This is a genomic window from Burkholderia sp. 4M9327F10 (assembly GCF_005503145.1).
GTDB lineage: Bacteria > Pseudomonadota > Gammaproteobacteria > Burkholderiales > Burkholderiaceae > Paraburkholderia.
The window spans coordinates 26,917-53,010 of record NZ_SCNV01000043.1; the positions used below are offsets into that span (position 1 = coordinate 26,917).

23 protein-coding genes and 2 tRNA genes are annotated in these 26,094 nt (G+C 62.7%); 19 read left to right on the forward strand and 6 right to left on the reverse strand.

What is annotated here, in order from left to right:
- The first annotated feature begins 165 nt into the window (after window positions 1-165).
- The gene (locus FFS45_RS29310; RefSeq protein ID WP_249362980.1) at window positions 166-618 is read left to right on the forward strand and encodes a YdcF family protein; all 453 of its coding nucleotides are present in this window, start codon (window positions 166-168) and stop codon (window positions 616-618) included.
- Between the two features lie 92 nt (window positions 619-710).
- On the opposite strand, the gene FFS45_RS29315 is transcribed toward FFS45_RS29310, so the two are convergent.
- Window positions 711-786 (reverse strand) — tRNA-Lys (locus FFS45_RS29315).
- 202 nt (window positions 787-988) lie between these two features.
- Here FFS45_RS29315 and FFS45_RS29320 point away from each other — a divergent pair.
- Both FFS45_RS29320 and FFS45_RS29325 read left to right on the forward strand, forming a co-directional pair.
- Window positions 989-1,393, forward strand: a complete 405-nt coding sequence (locus tag FFS45_RS29320) for a PaaI family thioesterase (RefSeq protein ID WP_137958172.1) — start codon at window positions 989-991, stop codon at window positions 1,391-1,393.
- Window positions 1,394-1,426: 33 nt separating this feature from the next.
- Complete coding sequence (locus FFS45_RS29325) at window positions 1,427-2,293, forward strand: patatin-like phospholipase family protein (protein ID WP_137958135.1); 867 nt, start codon at window positions 1,427-1,429, stop codon at window positions 2,291-2,293.
- A gap of 64 nt (window positions 2,294-2,357) precedes the next feature.
- Here the strand turns inward: FFS45_RS29325 and FFS45_RS29330 are convergent, their stop codons facing one another.
- Window positions 2,358-3,374, reverse strand: coding sequence for a D-2-hydroxyacid dehydrogenase family protein (locus FFS45_RS29330; RefSeq protein ID WP_137958136.1), 1,017 nt, complete (start codon window positions 3,372-3,374; stop codon window positions 2,358-2,360).
- Between the two features lie 378 nt (window positions 3,375-3,752).
- Between FFS45_RS29330 and FFS45_RS29335 the strand changes: the two genes are divergently transcribed.
- Together FFS45_RS29335 and FFS45_RS29340 are read left to right on the forward strand one after the other, a co-directional pair.
- Window positions 3,753-5,609 (forward strand): phosphoenolpyruvate carboxykinase (GTP), encoded by a 1,857-nt coding sequence (locus tag FFS45_RS29335; RefSeq protein ID WP_137958137.1) that lies wholly within the window; start codon window positions 3,753-3,755, stop codon window positions 5,607-5,609.
- 351 nt (window positions 5,610-5,960) lie between these two features.
- The gene (locus tag FFS45_RS29340; RefSeq protein WP_137958138.1) at window positions 5,961-7,058 is read left to right on the forward strand and encodes a LysR family transcriptional regulator; all 1,098 of its coding nucleotides are present in this window, start codon (window positions 5,961-5,963) and stop codon (window positions 7,056-7,058) included.
- 134 nt (window positions 7,059-7,192) lie between these two features.
- Here FFS45_RS29340 and FFS45_RS29345 read toward each other — a convergent pair whose 3' ends face one another.
- The 3 genes from FFS45_RS29345 to dprA form a co-directional block, all read right to left on the reverse strand.
- The gene (locus tag FFS45_RS29345) at window positions 7,193-9,865 is read right to left on the reverse strand and encodes a DNA topoisomerase III (protein ID WP_137958139.1); all 2,673 of its coding nucleotides are present in this window, start codon (window positions 9,863-9,865) and stop codon (window positions 7,193-7,195) included.
- A 228-nt stretch (window positions 9,866-10,093) separates the two neighbouring features.
- Window positions 10,094-10,471 (reverse strand): thioredoxin family protein, encoded by a 378-nt coding sequence (locus FFS45_RS29350; protein ID WP_137958140.1) that lies wholly within the window; start codon window positions 10,469-10,471, stop codon window positions 10,094-10,096.
- Between the two features lie 77 nt (window positions 10,472-10,548).
- The gene (gene dprA, locus FFS45_RS29355; protein WP_137958141.1) at window positions 10,549-11,802 is read right to left on the reverse strand and encodes a DNA-processing protein DprA; all 1,254 of its coding nucleotides are present in this window, start codon (window positions 11,800-11,802) and stop codon (window positions 10,549-10,551) included.
- A gap of 244 nt (window positions 11,803-12,046) precedes the next feature.
- Between dprA and def the strand changes: the two genes are divergently transcribed.
- The 14 genes from def (at window position 12,047) to FFS45_RS29425 (ending at window position 24,893) form a co-directional block, all read left to right on the forward strand.
- Window positions 12,047-12,550, forward strand: a complete 504-nt coding sequence (gene def / locus FFS45_RS29360; protein ID WP_137958173.1) for a peptide deformylase — start codon at window positions 12,047-12,049, stop codon at window positions 12,548-12,550.
- Between the two features lie 31 nt (window positions 12,551-12,581).
- Entirely contained in the window at window positions 12,582-13,568 is a 987-nt protein-coding gene (gene fmt / locus FFS45_RS29365; RefSeq protein WP_137958142.1) for a methionyl-tRNA formyltransferase, read from the forward strand.
- A gap of 179 nt (window positions 13,569-13,747) precedes the next feature.
- A complete protein-coding gene (locus tag FFS45_RS29370) occupies window positions 13,748-14,404 on the forward strand; it encodes a LysE family translocator (RefSeq protein WP_137958143.1) in 657 nt (218 codons plus the stop codon).
- Window positions 14,405-14,509: 105 nt separating this feature from the next.
- Window positions 14,510-15,367, forward strand: a complete 858-nt coding sequence (gene htpX, locus FFS45_RS29375) for a zinc metalloprotease HtpX (protein WP_137958144.1) — start codon at window positions 14,510-14,512, stop codon at window positions 15,365-15,367.
- Between the two features lie 272 nt (window positions 15,368-15,639).
- Window positions 15,640-17,067: a 16S rRNA (cytosine(967)-C(5))-methyltransferase RsmB gene (rsmB, locus tag FFS45_RS29380; protein WP_137958145.1), complete on the forward strand. Its 1,428-nt coding sequence runs from the start codon at window positions 15,640-15,642 to the stop codon at window positions 17,065-17,067.
- Window positions 17,064-17,654 carry a DUF4390 domain-containing protein gene (locus FFS45_RS29385; protein ID WP_137958146.1) on the forward strand — a complete coding sequence of 197 codons (591 nt, stop codon included), beginning with the start codon at window positions 17,064-17,066 and terminating at the stop codon, window positions 17,652-17,654. The genes rsmB and FFS45_RS29385 overlap by 4 nt, the downstream gene beginning before the upstream one ends.
- Window positions 17,644-20,061, forward strand: coding sequence for a PAS domain-containing sensor histidine kinase (locus FFS45_RS29390; protein ID WP_137958147.1), 2,418 nt, complete (start codon window positions 17,644-17,646; stop codon window positions 20,059-20,061). Before FFS45_RS29385 ends, FFS45_RS29390 begins: the two co-directional genes overlap by 11 nt.
- Complete coding sequence (esaR, locus tag FFS45_RS29395) at window positions 20,062-20,751, forward strand: response regulator transcription factor EsaR (protein ID WP_137958148.1); 690 nt, start codon at window positions 20,062-20,064, stop codon at window positions 20,749-20,751. It abuts the gene before it with no gap.
- Window positions 20,752-20,846: 95 nt separating this feature from the next.
- Window positions 20,847-20,922: transfer RNA gene (locus FFS45_RS29400), tRNA-Phe, on the forward strand.
- A gap of 407 nt (window positions 20,923-21,329) precedes the next feature.
- Window positions 21,330-22,064: a 7-cyano-7-deazaguanine synthase QueC gene (gene queC, locus FFS45_RS29405; RefSeq protein ID WP_137958149.1), complete on the forward strand. Its 735-nt coding sequence runs from the start codon at window positions 21,330-21,332 to the stop codon at window positions 22,062-22,064.
- Window positions 22,065-22,168: 104 nt separating this feature from the next.
- On the forward strand, window positions 22,169-22,801 hold the full coding sequence (gene queE / locus FFS45_RS29410) for a 7-carboxy-7-deazaguanine synthase (RefSeq protein WP_137958150.1): 633 nt from the start codon (window positions 22,169-22,171) through the stop codon (window positions 22,799-22,801).
- Between the two features lie 9 nt (window positions 22,802-22,810).
- A complete protein-coding gene (gene queD / locus FFS45_RS29415; protein WP_137958174.1) occupies window positions 22,811-23,254 on the forward strand; it encodes a 6-carboxytetrahydropterin synthase QueD in 444 nt (147 codons plus the stop codon).
- Between the two features lie 152 nt (window positions 23,255-23,406).
- Window positions 23,407-24,189: an aldolase/citrate lyase family protein gene (locus FFS45_RS29420; RefSeq protein ID WP_137958151.1), complete on the forward strand. Its 783-nt coding sequence runs from the start codon at window positions 23,407-23,409 to the stop codon at window positions 24,187-24,189.
- A complete protein-coding gene (locus tag FFS45_RS29425; protein WP_137958152.1) occupies window positions 24,186-24,893 on the forward strand; it encodes a tetratricopeptide repeat protein in 708 nt (235 codons plus the stop codon). The genes FFS45_RS29420 and FFS45_RS29425 overlap by 4 nt, the downstream gene beginning before the upstream one ends.
- Window positions 24,894-24,940: 47 nt before the next feature.
- Here the strand turns inward: FFS45_RS29425 and rodA are convergent, their stop codons facing one another.
- Window positions 24,941-26,089: a rod shape-determining protein RodA gene (rodA, locus tag FFS45_RS29430; RefSeq protein WP_137958153.1), complete on the reverse strand. Its 1,149-nt coding sequence runs from the start codon at window positions 26,087-26,089 to the stop codon at window positions 24,941-24,943.
- Window positions 26,090-26,094: the final 5 nt, after the last annotated feature.

The following is a 26,094-nucleotide window of genomic DNA, read 5'->3' on the forward strand; positions in this document are numbered from 1 at the left end:
GTCGGTCGTAACGGCGAGCCATCCAATAACGATAATGGCACCAAGCCCCGCGAGGATTCTCATTTGAACCTTTTGAAAATCGTTGTAAGTGTATGGTTGATTCTCAGCGTGGTGTTGGCTTCAGCGGGCCTGCTAACCCACCCGCACTCGGCAGACATTGCCGTTGTGCTCGGTAACACCGTAGACCGAAATGGTAGCCCGTCACCAAGATTGGCGGCAAGGCTGACTCGCGCTTGGGAATGCTATCAACGACATCAATGTGGAATCATCTTCGTTAGCGGCGGCATTGACTCCTCTGGCACAAACGAGGGTGAGGCGATGCGGGCCTGGCTTGTTCGCCGAGGAGTCCCTGGCGATAGGGTCTTTGTGGATGACGCAGGAAATGACACATGGTCTACAGCACGCCACGCTAGCGAATTCATGCGGAATCGTGGACTCTCAAGTGCTGTGGTCGTAACGCAATATTTTCATCTTCCCAGGGCTATGCTGGCTCTCAAACGCTTTGGCGTCGACGAAGTCAGTGGCGCATATCCTCGCTTCTGGGAGTTTCGCGATTTCTATTCGGTCGTGCGTGAAGCGCCTGCCTTTCTCTGGTACGTTGTTCGTCCTATCAAATGACGGTGTGCCACCAGTGTGGCCCGAATTTGCCTACATGGACCCAGAAAGCAAAAAGCCCGGTCGCAGTGACCGGGCTAAGTGCTTGATATCTTTGGTGGGGCGTGAGTGACTCGAACACTCGACCTACGGATTAAGAGTCCGCTGCTCTACCAACTGAGCTAACGCCCCCAACAGACTGCGAATTATGCAGGACTTTCTTCCGCTTGCCTAGCCCCCTTTCGCAGATTTCTTAAAAAAATTCGTAACCCCCGGCATCGCATCCCCGCGGGCGCCCTAACAGGCCGCAAAAGCACGCAATTTCTACCGTCCCGGTATCATGTCGCCACACCATGCCGCGAGAAGCCTCACGCGGCCCAAACGGGGGCGAATGATGGATGACAAAGCGATATCAGAGTTGCTCGACCGCGTGCTGGCGCCGTGGGTGCGCACGCTCGCGCTGACCCCGGTGAAGGTCGACGAGGAAAGCGCCACCATGCGGCTGCCGTTTTCCGGCGAACTGCGCCACTCGGGTGGCGTGATCTGCGGCCAGGTCTTCATGGCGGCGGCCGACACCGCGATGATCGTCGCCATCTCCGCCGCCCTCGACGGCTTCAAGCCGATGACCACCGTGTCGTTGAACATCAGCTTCATGCGCGCCGTGCGCAAGGGCGACGTACTGATTACGGCGCGCGTGCTGCGCATGGGTCGCAACCTGGTATTCGGCGAAGTCGAATTGTTCGACGAGGACGGCACGATGGCGGTCCACGCCACCACCACCTATGCACTGCTGTCGTAAGCGCTACGCGCCGCATTCCAAGGGAAAGGAATAATGTTCGATCAGGTTGTATTCGCGGGCGGCGGCAATCGCTGCTGGTGGCAGGCGGGCTTCTGGGACCTCGTGCAGCCGGAGCTGAAGATCCGGCCGCGCGTCATCACCGGCATCTCGGCGGGTGCGGCCACTGCGTGCATGCTCTACACGCGCGATTCCGACTGGGTCATGCGCTATTACGAAGATGCGCTGCGCCACAACACCAGAAATGCCTACTGGGGCAACCTGCTGCGCGGTGAATCGGTGTTTCCTCACTATCGGATCTACCGCAAGGCGCTGCTCGACATCTATGGCGAGAAGTTCGCTGCGCTCGCGCAGGCGCCGGAAATCCGCATCGGCGTGTCGCATTTGCCGCGTTGGCTCGGCGCGCGCAGCGCGGTCGCGGCGGGGTTGATCGCTTACAACATCGAGAAGTACGTGCGCAAGACGCTGCATCCCACGCTCGGCCAGACGCTCGGCTTTCATCCCGAGTTCGTGCGCGCGCAGGATTGCGCGAGTGTCGAAGATCTTGCCGACCTGATCCTGCAATCGTCCTCGACGCCGCCCTTCACGCCGGTCTTGCGGCGCAACGGCCGGCCGGTTCTCGACGGCGGGATGGTCGACAACGTGCCGGTCGGCGCGCTCGATGAAACGCCCGGCAACGTCCTCGTCATGGTCACGCGCCTTTATCCGCGCCCGCAGATGTTCGTCGTGCCGCACGGCGCGCAGCAACGGTTGTACGTGCAGCCGTCGCGCAAGGTGCCCATTTCGAGCTGGGATTACACGAGCCCGTCGCAGATGCAGCACGCCTACAACCTCGGCCGCTCGGACGGTGAGCAGTTCCTGCGGCACATACCGCAATTGCTCGAGACCGCACTGCACGACTGAAGCAAAACGGAAAGCCTGAAGCGTGGCGGCCTCGCGGGCCGCCCTAGCCTCAGGCCTAGTAGGCCTAGGCCTTCCGCCGCCCGCCCTGCAACGCCTCGGGATTCGCCACGCTCGTCGTATCCCCGCTGTCGAATGCCAGGATATTCCTGAACGCCGCGGAGAAATACAGCTCGTAGCTCTCACGCTCCACATATCCGATGTGCGGCGTGCAAATCACGTTTTCCATCCGCAGCAGGCTGTAGCCCTGCAGAATCGGTTCGCTTTCGTAGACGTCGATGGCGACCATGCCTGGCCGGTTACGCGCCAAGGCATTCACCAGTGCATTCTCTTCCAGCAGTTCGGCCCGGCTCGTGTTCACGAGCAGCGCGGTCGGCTTCATCCGCAGCAGATCCTCCTGCTTGACGATGCCGCGTGTGTCGTCGTGCAACCTCAAGTGCAGGGACAGCACGTCGCTTTGCTCAAACAGTGCTTCACGGCTTTCGGCTACACCGTAACCGTCGGCGCGCGCTGCTTCGAGCGTGCTACCGCGTCCCCAGACCAGCACATCCATGCCGAACGCCTTGCCGTATCCCGCGACAAGGCGGCCGATCTTGCCGTAGCCCCAGATGCCGAGGGTCTGACCACGCAAGACCTGACCCAGGCCGAAGTTCGGCGGCAGCGCAGACGTCTTCAATCCCGACTGCTGCCAGGCCCCTTGCTTAAGGTTTGCTACGTATTGTGGAATGCGCCGCTGCGCCGCCATGATAAGGGACCAGGTCAGTTCGGCCGGCGCGATCGGCGAGCCGCTGCCTTCCAGCACGGCGATGCCGCGCTCGGTACAGGCGGCCAGATCGATATGGCTCGACACCTTGCCGGTCTGGCTGATCATGCGCAGATGAGGGAGTTTGTCGAGCAGTTGCGAGTTGATGCGGGTGCGTTCGCGGATCAGCACCAGCGCGTCGACTTCCGACAGACGGCTGGCGAGTTGCCCGAGGCCGCGGACAGTGTTGTTGAACACCTTGACGTCATGGTCGGCGAGCAACTGAAAGCAGTCGAGCTTGCGGACGGCGTCCTGGTAATCGTCGAGGATGGCAATCTTCATAGTCTTGGTGTTTTGCGACGCACCATGACGGTGCGGAACGGAGTGTTAAGCTGGCTGTCCCATCATGTGAGGTAGATCACACGCTGGTTTGGATGGATGCCTTATCGTAGAAAGTGCCGCATAGATGGCATGACAACGAAAAGGCAAGAGTTGAGAACGTTTTTAACAGTTTGTTGCGTGTCGATGCAAGCCGCTTTACAGACGGTTGCAGAGGGCCGCTGGCGGAAGGCGCCGCGCAACAGGCTGCATGGCCCATCACGACCTGCACAATCGTGCGCCGGCTGGCCGGCGCGACTGGATTGACGCCTCTCGCAAGCAGCGTCGTTGGGCTCGTACCGTTTTTCTTTTTGCTTACATAAACGAAACGGAGACAGCTCGATGAATCATCCCGCCTTTGCAGGAAACCCGGTCATTGAGGCGCCTGACTGGGTCAAAAACCGCAAACTGATCGACTGGGTGGAACGCGTCGCTGCGTTGACCAAGCCTGATCGGATCGTCTGGTGCGACGGCTCGCAGGAAGAATATGACCGCCTGTGCGCGCAGATGGTCGCGGCAGGCACGCTCAGAAAGCTCAATCCCGCCAAACGTCCCAATTCCTACTTGGCCTGGTCCGATCCGTCGGACGTGGCCCGCGTCGAAGACCGGACTTTCATCTGTTCGCAGCGCCGCGAGGATGCTGGCCCCACTAACAACTGGATCGCGCCCGCAGAGATGCGTGTCACGCTTGACGGCCTGTTCGAGGGTGCCATGCGCGGCCGCACCATGTACGTGGTGCCGTTCTCGATGGGGCCGCTCGGTTCGCCGATCGCGCATATCGGCGTCGAATTGAGCGACAGCCCGTACGTGGTCACCAACATGCGCATCATGACGCGCATGGGCCGCCAGGTGTACGACGTGCTCGGCGCCGACGGCGACTTCGTGCCGTGCGTGCATTCGGTGGGTGCGCCGCTTGCGGAGGGGGCGCAAGACGTCCCGTGGCCATGCAACGACACCAAATACATCGTCCATTTCCCCGAGCAGCGGGAAATCTGGAGCTACGGTTCAGGCTACGGCGGCAACGCGCTGCTCGGCAAGAAGTGCTTCGCGCTGCGCATCGCTTCCACCATGGGCCGCGCCGAAGGCTGGCTCGCCGAGCACATGCTGATTCTTGGCGTGACCTCGCCGAAGGGGCGCAAGCATCACGTGGCGGCGGCGTTTCCGTCGGCTTGCGGCAAGACCAACTTTGCGATGCTGATTCCGCCGGAGGGCCTGAACGGCTGGAAAATTTCGACAATCGGCGATGACATCGCCTGGATCAAGCCCGGCAAGGACGGCCGCCTCTACGCGATCAATCCGGAGGCTGGCTACTTCGGCGTTGCGCCGGGCACCAGCGAGAAGACGAACTTCAATGCGATGGCCACGCTCAAGGAAAACGTCATTTTCACCAACGTGGCGCTGACCGATGACGGCGACGTCTGGTGGGAAGGCATGACTGATGAGGTCCCCGCTCATCTGACCGACTGGCAAGGCAAGGACTGGACGCCGGCCATCGCCAAGGAGACCGGGCGCAAGGCCGCCCATCCGAACGCGCGTTTTACGGCGCCGGCGTCGCAATGTCCCTCGATTGATGCCGATTGGGAGAATCCAACTGGTGTGCCGCTCGATGCATTCATCTTCGGCGGCCGTCGCTCGACCACGGTGCCCCTCGTCACCGAGGCGCGCAACTGGGTCGAAGGGGTCTACATGGCGGCGACCATGGGCTCGGAAACCACTGCTGCGGCCGCTGGCCAGCAAGGCGTGGTGCGGCGCGACCCGTTCGCGATGCTGCCCTTCTGCGGCTACAACATGAGCGACTACTTTGCTCACTGGCTGAAAACGGGCGAACGGCTCGCGCAACTGAACGCAAAGCTGCCGAAGATCTTCTGCGTGAACTGGTTCCGCAAGGGCGCGGACGGCAAGTTCGTCTGGCCGGGCTTCGGCGAAAACATGCGCGTGCTGAGCTGGATGGTTGGCCGCATCGAAGGTGTGGCGCAGGGCGAAGAGCATGCTTTCGGCGTCTCGCCGCATTACGAGGACATCGACTGGAGCGGTCTCGACTTCACCAAGGCCCAGTTCGATCAGGTGATCTCCGTCGACGACGCAGCCTGGCGCGCGGAGCTTGCTCTGCATGCGGAGTTGTTCGACACGCTGCAGCACAACCTGCCTCCGGCCCTGCGCGATGCAAAAACGGCGCTTGAGGAACGGCTCACAACTTGATCATGTGAGTACTCACTCCGCATAAAAGACCGCCTTCGGGCGGTTTTTTTGTGGTTTTTTGTATTTTCGCCGCTTGCGGCTGACTTTCAGTCTATCGTGGGTGCGTTATCGCAGGGTGTCCGCTGTTCGAACAATAAACACAGTGCAAGCTGCAGCGCAGCATATTGTTTCCTGAAAAGGAACAATTGACTCCCGGATACCGCACTGGCGAGTACGGTGATACGAAACTTAATAAAAAACCGGATTCTTGAGCAACTTCTGCACGAATTAACGAGTCGTAGGAGAATTCCCAGTTCGCTTCACTGGCCGAACCGGTTTGTCAGGAAGCTGTAACACGGCAGGAGTTGTCTTATGGATCATTTGCAGTCGATGCGAGTATTCGTCAGAGTGGCGGATCTCGGCAGTTTTGCCCGCGCGGCCAGCGCAATGGATATTTCAAACGCAGTGGCCACCCGCCACGTAGCCGATCTCGAAGGCCGTCTGGGCACCCGTCTGCTCAATCGTACAACCCGGAGCCTTTCGCTGACGGAGTCAGGTCAGGTTTATCTGGAACGCGCACGCCAGATTCTCGACGAACTGGAAGACGTCGAGCAGATGGTGGTGGCGCGCAATCACGAACCCGTCGGCACTTTGCGAATCGTCGCGCCGGTGGTGTTTGGGCTGCACAACCTTGCGCCGGTGCTGCAGACCTACGCCGAGCGCTATCCGAAAGTCATTCCCGATGTCACGCTGGTTGACCGTCAGGTCGATCTGGTCGAAGAAGGTTTCGACGTGGGCGTGGTGATTGCCCGGCAGATGCGTAGCGCGAGCATCGTGACGCGGCGTCTGACCACGGGTTGCATGACCGTGTGCGCGACGCCGGCCTATCTGGAAAAGCACGGCATGCCGACGCGTCCGGAGCATCTGCTTGAGCATCCGTGCCTCTCGTTGCCTTCCGAGTACTGGGGCGACGAACGGGTCTTCACGGGTCCGGAAGGCGAAGTGCGGGTGCGTCCGACCAATGTGATCGTGGCCAATAACACGGAAATGCTGCGTCAGTTCGCGCTGCTCGGCATGGGTATCGCGATCCTGCCGAGCTACCTGATCGGTCGTGATATGACGCGCGGCCGTCTGGTGCGTCTCCTCGGCGAGTACCGTTTGCCGCAAGTCGAGATCAACATTGCGTATCCGAGCCGCCGTCACCTGCCGGCCAAGGTGCGTACGTTTATCGACCATCTGGTCGAGCACTTCAACCAGACGCCGAATAGCCTGCTCGGCGAGCAGTGGATCAAGGACGGCCAAGGGCGTCCCACTTTGATGTCGAATGTGGATTCGTCGGAGATCATGCCGCCGGAAGCATTCGACGGTGCCGAGCCCTTGTCGCGTCTGCTCGACAGCGAGCTTTCGCCGAAGCTGCCGGCCAAGACACCGTCTTCGCGGGGCCGGACGGCGGCGCTGTCGCCGCTGTGATGGGGTGAGGCGAGAAGGTGACTGGTTGGCGGCTCGACCCGCCTAACCGAAACGCGATCCATACAAAAAGGGCGCAGCCAGATTAAATGGCTGCGCCCTTTCTTGTTTGCGAGATCGCTTGGGAGCCCGATCGCCTACGAACCCGTTTTGCGTACCGCGGCTTTCTTGGCTGGCGCCTTCTTGGCCGCCGCTGTCTTCGTAGCCGGAGCCTTCTTGGCTGCGACCTTTTTCGCCGCGACTTTCTTCGCCGGCACAGCCTCTTCCGAAGCACCGTCTTCGTCGTCCGTATCCGGCGCGGCTTTGGTTGCAGTTTTGGCCGCCGCCGTCTTGGCCGCAGTTTTCGCCGACGGTTCCTTCTTCTCGAACTCGAAGCCGATCTTGCCGTCGCTCTGCTTGACGAGGAAGGCCTTGAAGTTGCGACCCGTGCGCGACGACTTGAAGTTGGTCAGCAGATCCGTGCGTCCTTCTTCGAGCAGCTTGCCCATCTGCTCACGCGTGATTTCCTGCTGGAGAATCACCTTGCCCGAGCGGAAGTCGCAGGTCTTCGGATTGGCAACTGAGTTCTCGCAGACATAGCTCATGCCGTGCTCGTACACGCGTGCCTTGCACTTCGGACAGGCGCCTACCGGATGCTGCTCGGAGAAATCAGGCGCCTCGCCGTCTTCGCCGCCCGAGTCCTGACCGAAGTCGAATTCGAGCTTGTAGTTCTTGATCTCGTCGTCGAGCGAGAGCTTAAGGATCGCCGAGAACGGCCGGCCCATCTTGCTGCGAAAGCCCGACAGCGGCCCGATCGTCTTGTTCTTCAGCAACTCTTCCACTTCCTCGATTTCGAATTGCCGGCCGCCCGGAATCTTCGAGATCGAGAACTCGCACTTCGAGCATGCGAAGCGGCGATAGTTTTCCTTCACCTGACCGCCGCAATTCGGACACGGCGTTTGCAGCGTCGCGTAATCGCCGGGGATCGTGTCCGAGTCGTATTCCTTGGCGCGCTTGACGATGGTCTGCGTCATGCGGGCGATTTCCTGCATGAACGCGTCTCGGTGCAGGTTGCCGCGCTCCATCTGCGACAGCTTGTATTCCCACTCGCCGGTCAGCTCAGGCGCGGTCAGCTCCTTCACGTCGAGGCCACGCAAGAGCGTCATCAACTGGAACGCCTTGGCGGTCGGAATCAGATCGCGGCCTTCGCGAATCAGGTATTTTTCGCCAAGCAGCCCTTCGATGATCGCCGCGCGCGTAGCCGGCGTGCCGAGGCCCTTCGCGGCCATCGCCTCGCGCAGTTCGTCGTCTTCGACCAGCTTGCCCGCGCCTTCCATGGCCGACAGCAAGGTCGCTTCGTTGTAGCGTGCCGGCGGCTTGGTGACCAGTTGCTGGGCCGCGATCTTGTCGGTCTTGACCTTCTCGTCCTTCTGCACCGGCACCAGGTTGGCGTCTTCACCGCTGATTTCGCGGCCATAGACCTGCAGCCAGCCGGGTTCAACCAGCACCTTGCCCTCGGTCTTGAAGTGATGGCCGACCACTTCGGTGATCCGCGTCGTTACCCGGTATTCGGCGGCCGGGAAGAACACCGACAGGAAGCGCTTGACAACCAGGTCGTACAGCTTCTGTTCCGGCTCGGACAGGTTCTTCGGCGCCTGCAGCGTCGGGATGATTGCGAAGTGGTCGCTGATCTTCGAGTTGTCGAAGATGCGCTTGTTCGGTTTCACCCAGCCCTTGTCGAGCACCTGCTTGGCGAACGGCAGATAGTTATTGCTTTCCTTGAGCATGCCAAGCGTCTGCTTGACCGTCTCCATATAGTCTTCCGGCAGCGCGCGCGCATCGGTACGCGGGTACGTCAGCACCTTGTGCTTTTCGTACAGCGCCTGGGCGAGGCCCAGCGTGTTCTTCGCGGAGAAGCCGAAGCGGCCGTTCGCCTCGCGCTGCAAGCTCGTCAGGTCGAACAGCGCCGGCGAGAGTTGCGTTGTGGGCTTGGATTCTTCCGTGACCGTGCCGATCTGCCCGCGGCACGCCGCGACGATCGTCTCGGCGGCCGGCAGGGCCCACAGGCGCGAGTCGCGTTTTTCCGGGTCGAACTCGTCGCGCTTGAATTTCGGGTCGAACCAGCGGCCTTCGTAGAAGCCCGCTGCGCAGACGAATTCCGCTTTCACTTCCCAATAGTCGCGCGGCACGAAGCGGCGAATCTTTTCTTCGCGCTCCACCACGATCGACAGCGTCGGCGTCTGCACCCGGCCAACCGTGGTCAGGAAGAAGCCGCCGCCCTTGCTGTTGAACGCCGTCATGGCGCGCGTGCCGTTGATGCCGACCAGCCAGTCGGCCTCCGAGCGGCAGCGGGCGGCGTCGGCGAGCGGCTGCATGTCTTCGTCGGTGCGTAGATGGGCAAAGCCGTCGCGGATGGCGGCGGGCGTCATCGACTGCAGCCACAGGCGCTGGACCGGCTGTTTGGCTTTTGCGTGCTGCGCGATCAGGCGGAAAATCAGCTCGCCTTCGCGCCCCGCGTCACATGCGTTGATCAGGCGCTCGACGTCTTTACGCTTGAGCAGCTTGGTCAGCACCTTGAGACGCGATTCGCTTTTTGCGATCGGATTCAGGTCGAAATGCGGGGGAATGACGGGCAGATTGGCGAAACTCCACTTGCCGCGTTTGACTTCGTATTCTTCAGGCGCGGCGATTTCCAGCAAGTGGCCGACTGCCGAGGAAAGGACGTAATCGTCACTTTCGTAGTATTCGTCATGCTTGGTAAAACCGCCCAAAGCCCGCGCGATGTCGTTCGCGACGGAAGGCTTTTCGGCGATGATCAGTGCTTTGGACATGACTGGATATGAGTTGGTAGATCCGGGTTCAGGCCTTGGGCTTGCGACCCCAAGGTTTGCGACCCATTAACGACCGCTTTATAGCACACGGCGCCGTGGGGGCGTGTCAAGTGCCATAAAAAGCGGCTCATCATAATTGCGTGTCTATATATGCAGCAAGCGGCGGCGGGCGCGCTGCGGTCTACGCGCAACGCCCATGCCGCCTGCCTGCCGGCCAAAATACGCGATTCAGGCGACGGCCAGAGCCGGCCTTAGCTTGGGCGCACCGGTGACGCCGGGCAGCGCGGTCAGGTCGGCCAGCATCCGGTCGACGATGGCCGCTTGCGGCAGTACGGTGCCGAAAAAACGGGTGGTTACACCGTCTTCGATCAGGATCGTAGGAAAATTTTCTACGTCGAGGTCGTCAAAGCGATCCGCATGGGTCTCGATATCGATCCAGGCGAAACAGATTTCCGGATGCTTGTCCGCCAGGCGATTGAACGCATCCCGATATTCCCGGCAGGTTCCGCACCACTCCGCGCACAGGCAGGCCACGAACAGGGTGTCGCGGTCGTTGACGCGCTCGGCGATCCGGTCCTGGTCGGTGTCGAGGTTCAGCGCGGGCATGTGGGTTCCTTAGGTACTGTGTCGGGTGCTTTGGCGCGAATGTAGCATGGCGCGCAGAGTGTGGTGATTGACCATGCTCAGCCATGGCTCACGCGGGCAAAGCGGCCTCCGGGCAGAACCGTCAGATGACCGGCCAGTTCGAGCTGGAGCAGCGTGCTTTGCAGCGCCGTGTCTGGCATGTCGGTCCGGGCGGCAAGAATTTCAAGCGTCGCCGGAGCGTGGCCGAGCGCGGCGAGCAGTTTTTGCGCATCCGGGGCCAGCTCTGGTTCGGGCTCACCGGCTATAAGAGCCGGCTCTGGCTCCGACTCCGGCCCCGGCTCGTGTTCGTGTTCACGCTCGTGCTTACGCTCACGGGCGACAGGTCCCGGCGCCGCCTTAGGGCGTGGCGGCACGCCACTCCACAACGCAGCTTCAGCGCCTTTAGTCGCCGGCGGTGCCGCGAAGCCTAGCTCTTCCAGTATCTCCTCCGGCGTTTCGACCAGCTTGGCCCCTTGCTTGAGCATCCTGTGGCAGCCGCGTGACAGCGGCGCATGGATCGAGCCGGGCAGCGCGAATACATCCCGCCCCATTTCGTTGGCAAGGCGCGCAGTGATAAGCGAACCCGAGCGCATGGCCGCCTCGACGATCAGCACCCCGCCGACCAGGCCCGCGATCAGCCGGTTGCGCTGCGGAAAGTTGGCTGCGCGCGCTGGGGTGCCGAGCGGCCATTCCGAGACGATCGCACCTTCCGCCGCGATCTGCCGTGCGAGCGGCTGATGGGCGGCTGGGTAGACGAGGTCAGCACCGGTGCCGATCACCGCGATGGTGCCGCCGCGGCCGCTCAGCGCGCCGCGGTGCGCCGCGCCGTCGATGCCGAGGGCGAGCCCGGAGACGACCGCCAGCCCTGCCGCCGAGAGCGCCCGGGCGAATCGTTCCGCATCCTCGATGCCCTGTGGCGTGGCGCTGCGGCTGCCGACCACGGCGACCCCCTTGACATGCAGCAGATCCAGCTTGCCCTTTACATATAGGAGCGCGGGTGGATCGGGAATGGTCAGCAGGGCGGGCGGATAGACCGGGTCGTCGAGCGTCACGATGGCGTTGCCGGGCAGCTCGCGCCACGCGAGCACGGCGTCCAGATAGCGCTCGAACTCGCCAGCGGGCGGAGCGAGCGCCGCGCGGGCCGAGGCTTCATCAGTAGCGGCTGCGAGGAGCGAAAAAGGCTGCTCGAGGATTGCGGCCGGCAGGCCGAATGCGCCGAGCATGGCACGCAGTGCGCCCGGCCTCAGCCCCGGCGCCATCGAAAGGCGCAGCCAGGCGGCAAGTTCGTTATCGGTTGTCGGTAGGGTCTGCATTGCGTATCCATCCTTGAGCACGGCCAGCGGGCAGGCGGTCGCCATGCTAAAATTTTCATCATCCGAAATAACTGCAGCGCCGCGCCCACCCGCGCGGGCTCGTTGTTTGCGCAAAATCGGCGCGTTGAATCGAACCTGTTCGACACCACCTATCCTCTGCGCAACGCGACTGCCCGACAAGCTGGCCGGATGGCCAATACGCGACCTTCCGCCCGTGAGCGGCGCCAAAATCAACTTCAAGATCATGGCTTTACTGAATATCCTCAACTACCCGGACAAACGGCTGCACAAGATCGCCAAACCGGTCGAAGTGGTCAACGACCGCATCCGCAAACTGGTCGCGGACATGGCCGAGACGATGTACGCGGCACCCGGCGTAGGCCTCGCGGCCACCCAGGTCGACGTGCATGAGCGCGTTGTAGTGATCGACGTGTCGGACGCGCACGACGAACTGCATGCCTTCATCAACCCCGAGATCATCTGGTCGAGCGACGAAAGGAAGATCAACGAAGAGGGATGTCTCTCGGTGCCCGGCATCTACGACAACGTCGAGCGTGCCGAAAAGGTGCGCGTGCGCGCCCTCAACGAAAAGGGCGAAACCTTCGAACTGGACTGCGAAGGCCTGCTCGCGGTGTGTATCCAGCACGAGATGGATCACCTGATGGGCCGCGTGTTCGTCGAGTACCTGTCTTCGCTCAAGCAGACCCGCATCAAGAGCAAGATGAAGAAGCTCGCACACGCAATGTGATGCGCGTCCATTCCGACTACCGCCCCCGTACATGAGTCATTCGTTGCGCGTCATCTTTGCCGGTACGCCGGAGTTCGCCGCGGCAGCGCTCGCAGCTATTCACCAGGCCGGCTTCCCGGTGCCGCTCGTGCTGACGCAGCCCGATCGCCCGGCGGGGCGCGGCATGAAGCTGCAGGCCAGTCCGGTGAAGCGTTACGCCGAAGAGCACGGCCTCACCGTCGCCCAGCCGCCTTCGCTGCGCCGTAACGGCAAATACCCAGCCGAGGCGACGGCCGCGATCGACCTGCTGCGCGCCACCCCGCACGACGTCATGGTGGTTGCCGCCTATGGCCTGCTGCTGCCGCAGGAAGTGCTCGATATCGCGCCGCATGGCTGCATCAACATTCACGCCTCGTTGCTGCCGCGCTGGCGTGGCGCCGCGCCAATTCACCGCGCCATCGAAGCGGGCGACACGGAAACCGGCATCACGCTGATGCAGATGGACGTGGGGCTCGACACGGGCGCAATGATCTCCGAAGCCCGCACGCCAATTCACGCCAACGACACTACGGCGACGCTGCACGACCGTCTGGCAGAGTCCGGCGCACGCCTGATCGTGGAGGCGCTGGTGGAGCTTGAACGTAACGGCAAGCTCGACGCGACTCCGCAGCCGGAGGAAGGCTTCACCTACGCCGAGAAAATCGGCAAGCACGAAGCGGCGCTCGACTGGCGGCGTTCCGCGGCAGTGCTGGCGCGTCAGGTGCGTGCGTTCGATCCGTTTCCGGGCGGCGTGGCGACGCTCGACGGCACGCAGTTGAAAATCTGGTCTGCTCTGCCCGTTGAAGCGCAGGGCAAGGTAGGGGAACCTGGCACCATCGTCGACGTTTCTCCAGAAGGCGTGATTGTGGCGTGCGGTGAAGGCGCGCTGTGTCTCACGCAACTGCAAAAACCCGGCGGCAAACGCTTGCCGGTACGCGAATTCCTGGCCGGCGCGACGCTTGCCGCTGGCCAACGTTTCGCCTTGACGGAAGCACAATAACCGGCGTTACGGCCTGCTCGCCATAGGCCGTTTGGACGACTCACGCCGTATGCCAGGGCGCGCTAGAATCGCTCATGCTGTGTGTTGTGCTTCAGGGCGCTCCCAAACCATTAGCGCTGCACCAAACCCTGATGCGGTAAGAAAGCTCGCGGCGCTCCGGTGTTTTTTTAGAGGATTCGATGTTCGGCATCACCCATTTCGGATTTTTCGTTGTCGCTGTTTTCCTGCTCAACGTGACGCCTGGGCCGGATACGGCGTATATCGTCGGCCGCAGCGTCGCGCAAGGGCGCGGCGCGGGCCTGATGTCAGCGCTGGGTATTTCGGCTGGCTGCTGCGTGCATTCGCTTGCCTGCGCGTTCGGTTTGACCGCGCTGCTCGCCGCGTCAGCAACCGCGTTTACCGTAATCAAGTTTGTCGGCGCGCTCTACCTGGTCTATCTGGGTGTGCGGCTGATTTTCGCCAAGCCGGCGGCTGAAGCCGACGCCGCAGCCGCGGCCGCGGGAAAACCACTCGCGGCAGGCGCACCGAAGTCTTTGCGCCAACTGTTTCTGCAGGGTTTCTGGACCAACGTCCTGAACCCGAAGGTGGTACTGTTCTTCGTGTCCTTCTTCCCGCAGTTCGTCAGCACGGGCAGCGATCACAAGGCCCTCGCCTTCCTGACGCTCGGCGCCGTGTTCGTGCTCATGAGCATGGTGTGGAACAGCTTCGTCGCGTATATCGCGGGCAGCGTCACAAAGCGTTTTTCCGGCAAACCCGGTGTGAAACGGTGGCTGGATCGCGGCGTCGGCAGTGCATTCGTTGGACTCGGCGTCAAGCTCGCCACGGCATCGCGGTGATTGAATTTTTCTTGCCCGCCCATATCTAACAATAAGCTTACAATCAATTGCCGCCATCAGGCGGTACAGGATATGAACCCGCATTTGGGGCAAGGAGTGGTGAACATGTTTAACTGGGTCAAAACCGCGATGTTGATGGCCGCGATCACGGCCCTCTTCATCGTCATCGGCGGCATGATCGGCGGCTCGCGCGGCATGATGTTCGCGCTGCTGATCGCGCTCGGCATGAACTTCTTCTCGTACTGGTTCTCGGACAAGATGGTCCTGCGCATGTACAACGCGCAGGAAGTCGACGAGAGCAGTGCGCCGCAGTTCTACCGGATGGTGCGCGAGCTGGCCACGCGCGCCAACCTGCCTATGCCGCGCGTCTACCTGATCAACGAAGATGCACCTAACGCATTCGCTACCGGCCGCAATCCGGAGAACGCCGCTGTCGCGGCGACCACGGGCATCTTGCGTGTGCTGTCCGAGCGCGAGATGCGCGGCGTGATGGCGCACGAGCTTGCTCACGTGAAGCACCGCGACATTCTGATCTCCACCGTCTCCGCCACCATGGCGGGTGCGATCTCCGCGCTGGCAAACTTCGCGATGTTCTTTGGTGGCCGCGACGAAAACGGCCGCCCGGCGAATCCGATCGCGGGCATCGCGGTCGCGTTGCTCGCGCCGATCGCCGGTGCGCTGATCCAGATGGCGATCTCGCGTGCGCGCGAGTTCGAAGCCGACCGCGGCGGCGCGCAGATTTCCGGCGACCCGCAAGCGCTCGCGTCGGCGCTCGACAAGATCCATCGCTACGCCAGCGGCATTCCGTTCCCGGCAGCTGAGGCGCATCCGTCCACGGCGCAGATGATGATCATGAATCCGCTTGCGAGCGGCGGCATTGCGAATCTGTTTTCGACGCACCCGGCCACCGAGGAGCGGGTCGCGCGACTCATGGAAATGGCGCGCACGGGGCGCTTCGAGTAAGCCGTTTAGCGCCTTTGCCGGCTGCGTTCAGACCAAATCCTGGCCAAATTCGAGCTAGATTCCCGCGTATATCGGGTAATGAACCGGCTAACGATCGAGAAGGGCGGGCCCCAACAGGGCTCGCCCTTTTTGCTGGCGAGTTGAGCTTCCCGCGTGGCGCAAGTCTTGTCGCCACGCGCGCCCGATCCGCCGCGCCGTAGCCCACCGAGCCGCCCAAGCTACAATGTGCTGTTCGCGCCGCGCGCACCGCGCGGCCTGCTTTTGCCTTGTTCATGACTTCAAAGCCTTCTACACGTTCTGCTCCGCCTTCGCCGCGTCCGCGCGAATCACGCCTGTCGACGCTGCATCTCTCGCCCGAATCGCTGGGTTTTGCGCTCGACTGCGCGGCTCAGGCGGTGGGTGCGGTACGCCTCGGCTCGGCGCTCCCCGCGGCGCTGCAGTCGGTCTTCGTATCCGCTCCTGAAGGCAGCGCTGCCGCGGCGCGCGGCGCGGTGCAGGACATTTCGTACCGGACCATGCGCCGTCTGGCGATAGCCGACTGGCTGATCGCGAAGCTGGTCAAAAAGGCACCGCCGCCGCACGTCGCCAACCTGCTCGCCTGCGCCCTGGCCCTGCTGGCAGACGCTGAAGAGGAAGCGGCTTACGCGCCGTTCACCGTGGTCGACCAGGCCGTCAACGCAATCGCCGCGCGCCGCGAGTTCTCGTTTGCGAAGGGCCTTGTCAACGCCGTGCTGCGCACCTTCCTGCGCGAGCGCGACACGCTGTTGAACGACGCGCAGGCCGACGAGGTTGCACGCTGGAACTATCCCGCCTGGTGGATCGATGCAGTCCGAAACGCATGGCCCGACCACTGGCAGGACGTGCTCGCAACCGGCAATACGCAAGGACCGCTGACACTGCGCGTGAACGCTCGCCACACGACCGTCGACGCCTATTTGCAGCTCTTGCAAGATCACCATATCGACGCCACCCGCGCCGGTGAAGACGCGGTGCGTCTTGCCACGCCGATGCCGGTCGACCGCATCCCGGGCTTTAACGAGGGCGTGGTCTCGGTGCAGGACGCCGGCGCGCAGCTCGCCGCCCAGTTGCTCGGCGCGCGCGACGGCATGCGCGTGCTGGATGCCTGCGCCGCGCCCGGCGGCAAGACGGGCCATCTGCTCGAGCTGGCCAACCTCGAATTGATCGCGCTCGAAAGCGATGCGACCCGTGCCCGCCGCATCGACGAAAACCTGCAGCGCCTTGGCCTCAGCGCCGAAGTGCGCATCGGCGACGCGGGCAATCCTACGAAGTGGCACGACCCGCTCGACCGCCCCTTCGACCGCATCCTGGCCGACGTGCCCTGTTCAGCCTCAGGCATCGTCCGACGTCATCCTGACATCCGCTGGCTGCGCCGCGCCTCAGATATTCCGGCGCTCGTCGCTGAACAGCGGCGCATTCTGACGGCGCTCTGGCCGCTCGTGAAGCCAGGCGGCGAGTTGCTCTACGTTACGTGCTCGATCTTTCCCGATGAGGGTGAATTGCAGGCGCAGTGGTTTGGAGACAAGTACCAGGATGCGGTACGATTGGACGCGCCGGGGCAACTGTTGCCCGCAGCGGCCCGCGCGCCTGCCGACGCCCCGGAGGGTTCCCGTGCCGGACCCGGCACCGGCTCGAACCCAGACCACGACGGATTTTTCTACGCGCGCTTTCAGAAACGGTGACCACCAAACGCTTCTTCCCGCTTCGGCTCGCGGCCGTGCTCTGGATTGTGCTGGCCATTTGGCTCAGCACACCGGACCTCGCCCATGCCGACTCGATTGCGGTGCAGCGCGCGTCGCTGCAGTCGGATGGCGGCGGCTGGAGTCTCGACGCGCGCTTTGACTTCGAGCTGAACAGCAACCTTGAGGACGCTGTCAACAAAGGCATCCCGCTCTACTTCACCACCGATTTCGAACTCAGTCGCCCACGCTGGTACTGGTTCGACGAGCAGCCGGTGAGTGTGTCGCAGAGCATTCGCCTGTCGTTTCAGCCGCTCACGCGCGAGTACCGGGTGTCGACGGGCGGCTTGCAGCTCGGCTTCAGCACGCTGAAAGACGCGCTCGCGGTGATCCAGCATGTCACCTCATGGCATGTGATCGATCGCAGCCAGGTGCAGAACGGCGAGACCTATACCGCCTCCGTGCGCATGCAGCTCGACATCGCACTGATGCCCAAGCCATTCCAGATCGACGCTGTGAACAACCGCGACTGGAATCTCTCTTCCGACTGGAAGCGTTTTACTTTCACGGTGACCGAACGTGCTAAATAAAGTACGCGGCACCACCAGCGTCAGCAGCATCGTCGTGCGCGTGCTGGTGTCGACGGTGGCGGTCACGGCCGTCCTGCTACTGGTGTTGCTCGCCGCGGCGAGTGCGAACACCGAGTTCTTCGACCGTTACTATCAATGGCTGTACGCAGCCAACGTTGCAGTCGCGCTGATCTTCCTGATGGTCGTGACGGCGCTCGTCCTGATCATCATCTACCGCTTGCGCAAGGGCAAATTCGGCACGCGCCTGCTCGCCAAGCTCGCGTTCTTCATGGCGCTGGTCGGCGTGGTGCCGGGCGGCATCATCTACATCGTGTCGTATCAGTTCGTCTCGCGCAGTATCGAATCGTGGTTCGACGTGAATGTCGAAACCGCGCTGACCTCGGGGCTGAACCTCGGGCGCGGCATGCTCGACGCATCGTTGTCGGACCTGCAGACCAAGGGCCGGCTGATGGCCGAGCAGCTCGCCAGCGCCGACGCTGCGGGCACGACGCTCACGCTGCTGCGGCTGCGCGATCAGTTCGGCGTGCAGGATGCGACGATCGTCGAGCCGGTGCGCAGCATGTCGGGCGCAGCGCCGGAGATGCACGTGGTGGCGCAGGCCTCGGGCAACTACGTGACGCTCGTGCCGAACGACTTGCCGACCGCGATGATGATCGATCAGGCGCGTGGCCACGGCTTCGCCGCCATCGAAGGTGAAGTGGATGGCGATCCGCACGCCAACGGCGGCAAGGGCGTGCTGCGGCTGCGTGTCGTGCAGCGCATTCCGGATTCGAACGCGGCGTTGTTGCAGCCGACCGAGCGCTTCCTGCAACTGACGCAGCCGGTCTCGCCCACACTCGCGCGCAATGCCGACGCCGTGCAGCGCGCGTATCGCGAGTACCAGGAGAAGGCGCTCGGCCGTACCGGTCTGCGCAAGATGTATATCGGCACGCTGACGCTGGCGCTGTTTCTCGCCACCTTCATTGCGATGATGCTCGCGCTCGCGCTCGGCAATCAGCTTGCCCGGCCGCTGTTCCTGCTTGCCCAGGGCACGAAGGAAGTGACCGAGGGCGACTACACGCCGAAGCGCGAAATCAAGTCGCGCGACGAACTCGGCTTCCTGACACAGTCGTTCAATGCGATGACACGCCAGCTCTCCGAGGCGCGCGCAGCAGTCGAAAACAACCGCATCGCGCTGGAGCATTCGAAGGCCTATCTGGAGAGCATCCTCGCCAACCTGACCGCGGGCGTGTTTGTATTTGACCGGCAGTTCCGGCTGACCACCGCGAACCGCGGAGCGGAACGCATTTTCCGCCAGCAGTTCCAGTCGGCGCTCGGTTCCGCGCTCGACCGCATTAGCGTGCTGAGCGATTTTGGCGCGATGGTCCGCAAGGCCTTCGCCGATCGCGAGGCGGCGAGCGGCGACGGCCATGACGACGGCGGTCACTGGCAGCAGCAGTTCTCGGTTCAGGTGCCGGGTGAAACCGAACCGCTGACGCTGCTGGTGCGCGGTGCACGGCTCGTCTCCGCCACGGACCGCGATGCAGAAGACATGCAGACTTCCGGCTACGTGGTGGTGTTCGACGACATCTCGGACGTGATCTCGGCGCAGCGCTCGATTGCCTGGGGCGAAGTGGCGCGGCGTCTTGCGCACGAGATCAAGAATCCGCTCACGCCGATCCAGTTGTCGGCCGAGCGTTTGCAGATGAAACTGGCTGACAAGCTCGCGCCGTCCGACGCCGACGTGCTCAAGCGCGGCGCGACCACCATCGTCAATCAGGTGGCGGCGATGAAGCAGATGGTAGACAGCTTCCGCGACTACGCGCGCACGCCGCCGGCGGTGCTCGCCAACCTGCAGTTGAATGAGCTGGTGAGCGAAGTGCTCACGCTGTACGGTATCGAAGAAGGCAAGAGCGCGATCCACGTCGAGCTCGCTGCGTTGCCGGTGATTCGCGGCGACGCGACCCAATTGCGCCAGGTGATCCACAACCTGTTGCAGAATGCGCAGGATGCGGTGGCCGAGGCCGGGCATCCACGTGTGCTGCTCGAAACGAGGACAGTAGAATATGGCGATCCCGACGCGGAAGGCAAAGCGCGCGTCGCGGTGCGTCTGACCGTATCGGACAACGGACCGGGCTTCCCCGCACGCATTCTGACGCGTGCATTCGAACCTTACGTGACGACCAAGGCCAAAGGGACAGGGCTCGGCCTCGCGATGGTCAAGAAGATCGTCGACGAACACGGCGCGCGTATCGACATTCGCAACCGTCTGAAGGCGGGCGATGTGATCGAGGGTGCGCAGATTTCGATCCTCTTTCTTCAATTAGCAGACGATGATGTTGCGGCACCCGGAGCAGGGCCGCAGGCGGCGCATGGCAAGGCGTCGCAGGGAACGACAAAAGCAACAGTGCAGACAAGGGCAGCGTAAATGGCAACCATCCTGGTGGTAGACGATGAAATGGGCATCCGGGAATTGCTCTCGGAGATCCTGAGCGACGAAGGGCATGTCGTGGAGGCGGCGGAAAACGCGCAGGAAGCGCGCGAGTTCCGGCTGCGTCAGGCGCCCGACCTGGTGCTGCTCGACATCTGGATGCCCGACACCGATGGCGTCACGTTGCTCAAGGAGTGGGCCGCGCAGGGGCAATTGACGATGCCGGTGATCATGATGTCGGGTCACGCGACCATCGACACGGCAGTCGAGGCCACCAAGATCGGTGCGCTCAACTTTCTCGAGAAGCCGATTGCGTTGCAGAAGCTGCTGAAGGCGGTCGAGCAGGGACTCGCACGCGGCAATCCGGCACCTGCGGCGCCCGGCGCGGCGGCGAAGCCGGCGCTGCCGGCGAGCTCGTCAGCGGTGGCTTCGGCGGCTTCGTTGCCGATGCTTTCTAGCGACGGCATCGGCAGTGGCACGCTGGCCGCGCAGACCGCCTCGATTTCATTCGACATCCCGTTGCGCGATGCGCGCGATGCTTTCGAGCGCGCGTACTTCGAGTATCACCTCGCACGCGAAAACGGCAGCATGACGCGGGTCGCCGAAAAGACGGGGCTCGAACGCACTCACCTGTATCGCAAGCTCAAGCAGCTCGGCGTCGACCTCGGCAAGAACAAAGGGGAGTAAGGCGGCACACCAAGGGCCGCTTAGCCGCCTGGCAAAATTTTCAAGAAGGGACTTGAGCAGTCGGAAACCCTTTGTTATACTCTCGCTTCTTCGTTGGCCCGGTAGCTCAGTTGGTAGAGCAGCGGATTGAAAATCCGCGTGTCGATGGTTCGATTCCGTCCCAGGCCACCAGAATTTAGCCCTAGGAAATCGCAAGATTCCTAGGGCTTTTCCTTTTCTGATTGGTATCTGACTGGCACCCAGCGCGCCTCATTGTGCGGTGCTCCGGTCATGGCGTGTGCTCGGCGGCCTCGTGCGGCGCGTGATAAAATCGCGCCAGTTCAAGGACTTGCTGCGTTCGCCTGACAAGTCCTTTTTGTTTTTCAGGGGGGGCTTGCGGCCCGGCTTTTCAGCCACGCTGCACCGCGCACGGACCCCTGCGCCCGACGATCAGCGGTATAAGCGCCAGCGACTCTGGAGAAGGATGGCGCGGCCTATACTGCATGAGCCGGTAACACGCCGGCACGCGTCGCGCCGCGTTGCTGCATGGCGCACACCGCGCAGCGCGACGTGGCACTCATCATTCACGGAGTTTCACGGTGATCCGCAAAGACGCTAAAAGTAGCGCTCTGGTGCTGTTTTCCGGCGGTCAGGACTCGGCTACGTGCCTCGCCTGGGCGCTCGAACGATATGAAACGGTCGAGACACTCGGTTTCGACTATGGTCAGCGGCACCGGGTCGAGCTGGAGTGCCGCGAAGGCTTCCGCGATGCGATTGCCCGGGCCTTTCCGGCATGGGCCGGACGCCTCGGCGACGACCATATGATCGACCTGTCGGTGCTCGGTTCGATCAGCGATACCGCGATGACGCGCGAAATCCAGATCGAGGCTGCGGCCAACGGTCTGCCGAATACGTTTGTGCCGGGCCGCAACCTGATGTTCATGACGATCGCTGCGGCGATTGCTTACCGGCGGGGCTTGCAGGTGCTGGTGGGCGGCATGTGCGAGACGGACTTTTCGGGCTACCCCGATTGCCGCGACGACACGATGAAGGCGTTGCAGGTGGCGCTCAATCTCGGCATGGATCAGCGCTTCCTGCTGGAAACGCCGCTGATGTGGCTCGACAAGGCGGATACGTGGCGCCTGGCGCACGAGTTGGGCGGCGACGAACTGGTCGAGCTGGTTCGCGTCGAAACGCATACGTGCTACGTCGGCGAGCGCGCCGAGCTGCATGCGTGGGGCTTCGGCTGCGGCGAATGCCCGGCGTGCCGTCTGCGCAAGCGCGGCTATGAAGCCTATCTGGCCGGCGAGAAAGTAACAGAAGCACCCGTTTGATCCGTGCGCCCTTTTATCCCGCTGCGGCCCGTTGTGGCCGATCGCGGAGCAAGGGGCGGCGGCAACCTTAATCAGGCGCCCTCTGGCGCCAGGCAGAAAGCAGCATGACGTACGCGGTCAAGGAAATCTTCTACACATTGCAGGGCGAGGGCGCGAATGCCGGACGCCCGGCGGTGTTTTGCCGGTTCGCCGGCTGCAATCTGTGGTCGGGCCGCGAGGAAGACCGCGCGGAGGCCGTGTGCCGCTTCTGCGATACGGACTTTGTCGGCACGGACGGCGAGAACGGCGGCAAGTACCGCACGGCCGAAGAGCTGGTCGCGATGATCGCTTCGCAGTGGCCCGAAGGTGAGGGCGAGCGCTTTGTCGTCTGTACCGGCGGCGAGCCGATGCTGCAGATGGATCAGCCGTTCGTCGATGCGCTGCATGCGGCCGGCTTTGAGATCGCCATCGAGACCAACGGCTCGCTGCCGGTGCTCGAGACGATCGACTGGATCTGCGTGAGCCCGAAGGCCGACGCGCCCTTGGTCGTCACCAAGGGCAACGAACTGAAAGTCGTGATTCCGCAGGACAACCAGCGGCTCGCCGAATACGCAGCGCTCGACTTTCAGTATTTTCTTGTCCAGCCAATGGACGGCCCGTCGCGCGACATCAATACGAAACTCGCGATCGACTGGTGCAAACGCCACCCGCAATGGCGCCTGTCGATGCAGACCCACAAGTATCTGAACATTCCCTGATTTGCCGTGCTGACGATTACCCGAAAACTCGAATTCGACGCGGGCCACCGCATTCCCGATCACCGTAGCCAGTGCAGGAATCTGCACGGGCATCGCTATGTGCTCGAAATCACGCTGCAAGGCGATCTGGTCGAAACGGAAGGCGCGCCGGATCGCGGCATGGTGATGGACTTTGCGGACGTGAAGTCACTCGCCGTCGAACACCTCATCGACAAATGGGATCACGCGTTTCTCGTCTATGAAGGCGACACGCAGGTGCGCGGCTTTCTGGACTCGATGCCCGGTCACAAGACGGTGGTGCTCGATCGCATTCCTACCGTGGAAAATCTCGCGGCTGTCGCGTTCGACCTGCTGGCGAACGTCTACGACGCTCACTACGGTGTGAATCTGCGTCTGCACAAGGTGCGTCTCTACGAGACGCCTAACTGCTGGGCTGACGTGGTTCGGGACTAAGCGTCGCCGTTATTGTCACGGTATGATCGTTTCGATAACCACTCGGAGCGAGACATGCCGGTCATCACACAGCGAAGCGGGCGCGAGGTGCGCCGCGCGAGCCTTCTCTCCCGTGTTTCAGGCGGCCTTGTGCGCCGCCGCGGAGCATGGCGATGAGCACCTTTACGAATCCTCTCAAACAACGTCTTGCTGAAGCTGAGCCGCTCTTCGGGTTGTGGCTGTCGCTCGGCAGCGAAAGCGCCGCCGAGGCGCTGGCGCACGCCGGTTTCGACTGGTTGCTGATCGACATGGAGCACGCGCCGAACGACAGCGGCGACGTCACCGGCCAGTTGCGCGCGATTGCTGCGGCGCACCTGCCGAGTGAACCGGTGGTGCGTGTGCCGGCGAGCGAAGGCTGGCTCGTCAAGCGCGTACTCGACGCGGGTGCTCGCACGCTGATGTTTCCGAATATCGAGTCCGCCGCGGAAGCGCTTGAGGCCGTGCGCCTGACCCAGTATCCGACCGCCGAGGCGCTCGACGGCCGGCGTGGCGTGGCAGGGGCGGTTCGTGCCGCTTCGTATGGCATGCGGCGTGACTATGTGCAGGGCGCCAATGCGCAGATCGCCACTATCGTGCAGATCGAATCCGCGCAGGCCGTGCAGGAAGTCGAGAAGATCGCGGCGGTGCCGGGCGTGGACTGCCTGTTCATCGGGCCCGCCGATCTCGCGGCGAGCCTGGGTCATCTTGGCGACTCGAAGCACCCGGACGTGCAGGCCGCAATGGCCCACGTGGTGGCGGCAGCCGACAAGGCCGGTATTGCGACCGGCATTTTTGCCATGGATTCGGCCGGTGCGCGTCAGTATCGCGACGCCGGTTTTCGTTTTATCGCGCTCGCAGCCGATGTCATGTGGCTGTTGCGCGCGACGCGTCAAGCGCTGCAGGAGGTGCGGTCATGAAGGGTATTTCGCAGTGCGCCGTGCGCGTTGCGGTAGGTCTCGCCACTTGTGCAGCGTTGGCGGCATCTGCCACGGTGTACGCACAGGACAAGCCGTCCCAGGCGGACCCCGAGACACAGACGGCGGTCGCCGACTACAACGCGGGCAACCTGAGCTCGGCGCTCAGCGAATTCCGTAAGGCGGCCGAGCACGGCAGCCGGCTTGCTGAATTCAACTACGCGATGATGCTGCTCAATGGCGAAGGCGCGGCTGCCAACGTCGAGGAAGGCAAGAAGTGGCTGCGCAAGGCCGCCGACGCGAACATGTCGCACGCCCAGTATGTGTACGGCAAGATGTACGACGATGGCGAGTTCGTGGGCCGCGATCCGGTCGAAGCGCATCGCTGGTTCCTGAAGGCCGCGCAGCAAGGCCACGTGCAGGCCGAGCTTGCGCTCGCCAACCAGTTCCTCGATGGCCGCGGCACGGCGCGTGACAATCGTCAGGCGTTCTTCTGGTACAAGAAGGCCGCGGAAGGCGGCGATATGACGGCGCAGTACGTGGCAGGCTCGTTCTACGAGCGCGGTGGCGATGGCGTGGACAAGAATCTGAACGTGGCGCGCGCTTACTATGCGGCGGCCGCGGCGCAGGGCGATCCGGCGGCCAAGCTCAAGTTTCAGCAATTGAGCGCGCAATTGCGCGACGAGCACGAAGCGAAGCCGCAGTAGCGCGGCTTGCCAATGAACAAGGGGCGCATCCGCGCCCCTCTTTTCTTCTAGCTCTGCATCAAGCGCTTCTGTCGCCCGACGCTCATGATGAGGCCAGTCGCGACCCCGAGCGTAATCAGCGCCGTGCCCCCATAGCTCATGAACGGCAGCGGCACGCCCACCACCGGCAGGATCCCGCTCACCATGCCGATATTGACGAACGCATAGGTGAAAAAGGCCATCGTCAGCGACCCCGCCAATAATCGGCCGAATAGCGTGGCCCCATTGGCCGCTATATAAAGCCCTCGCGCGATCAGCGCCATATACAGCACCAGCAGCACAACCCCGCCTGCCAGCCCGAACTCTTCGGAGAACACCGCAAAAATAAAGTCGGTATGTTTTTCAGGAATGAATTCCAGGTGCGCCTGCGTGCCTTTCAGCCAGCCCTTGCCGAGTGGGCCGCCCGAGCCGATCGCAATCACCGCCTGGATGGTGTGGAAGCCCTTGCCAAGCGGATCGGAGGTGGGATCGAGCAGCGTGCAGATGCGGTGCTTCTGATAGTCGTGCATCAGCGGCCACTGCACCTCAGGCTGACAGATCTTGTCCTGGAACACCGCGATTGAGGTGACCGCGATTGCCGCTGCAATCAGCACCGGCACGATCAGCTTGAAGCTCAGTCCCGCGAAATAGATGACAAACAGGCCCGCCGCGAACACCAGCACAGCGGTGCCGAGGTCGGGCTGCTTGGCGATCAGGCCGACCGGCACGGCGAGGATCAGCAGGCCCACCAGATAGTCGTACCAGCGCATCACGCCCTCGCGGCGCTGGTAGTACCACGCCAGCATCAACGGGGTGGCGATCTTCATGATCTCGGACGGCTGGATCACCACGCCGACGTTGATCCAGCGCTTGGCCCCCTTGCGCGTGAGGCCGAATAGCGCCACCGCCACCAGCAACGCGATGCCGAAGGTATAGAGCGGCACCGCGAAGCGCATCAGCGTGGTGGGCGGCACATTGGCCAGCGCCCACATCAGCACAAAGGTGAGCATGATGTTGCGCAACTGGTCTTCCACCTTGCCCGGCATGTCGAGCGTGGCGCTGTACAGCGTGACGATGCCGACGCACATCAGCAGAAACACCGCGAGTGCGAGCGGTCGGTCGAAGCCGATGAACATCTTCTTGATGCGGTCGAGCCAGGCGCGCTTGTCGAATTGCATGCCTT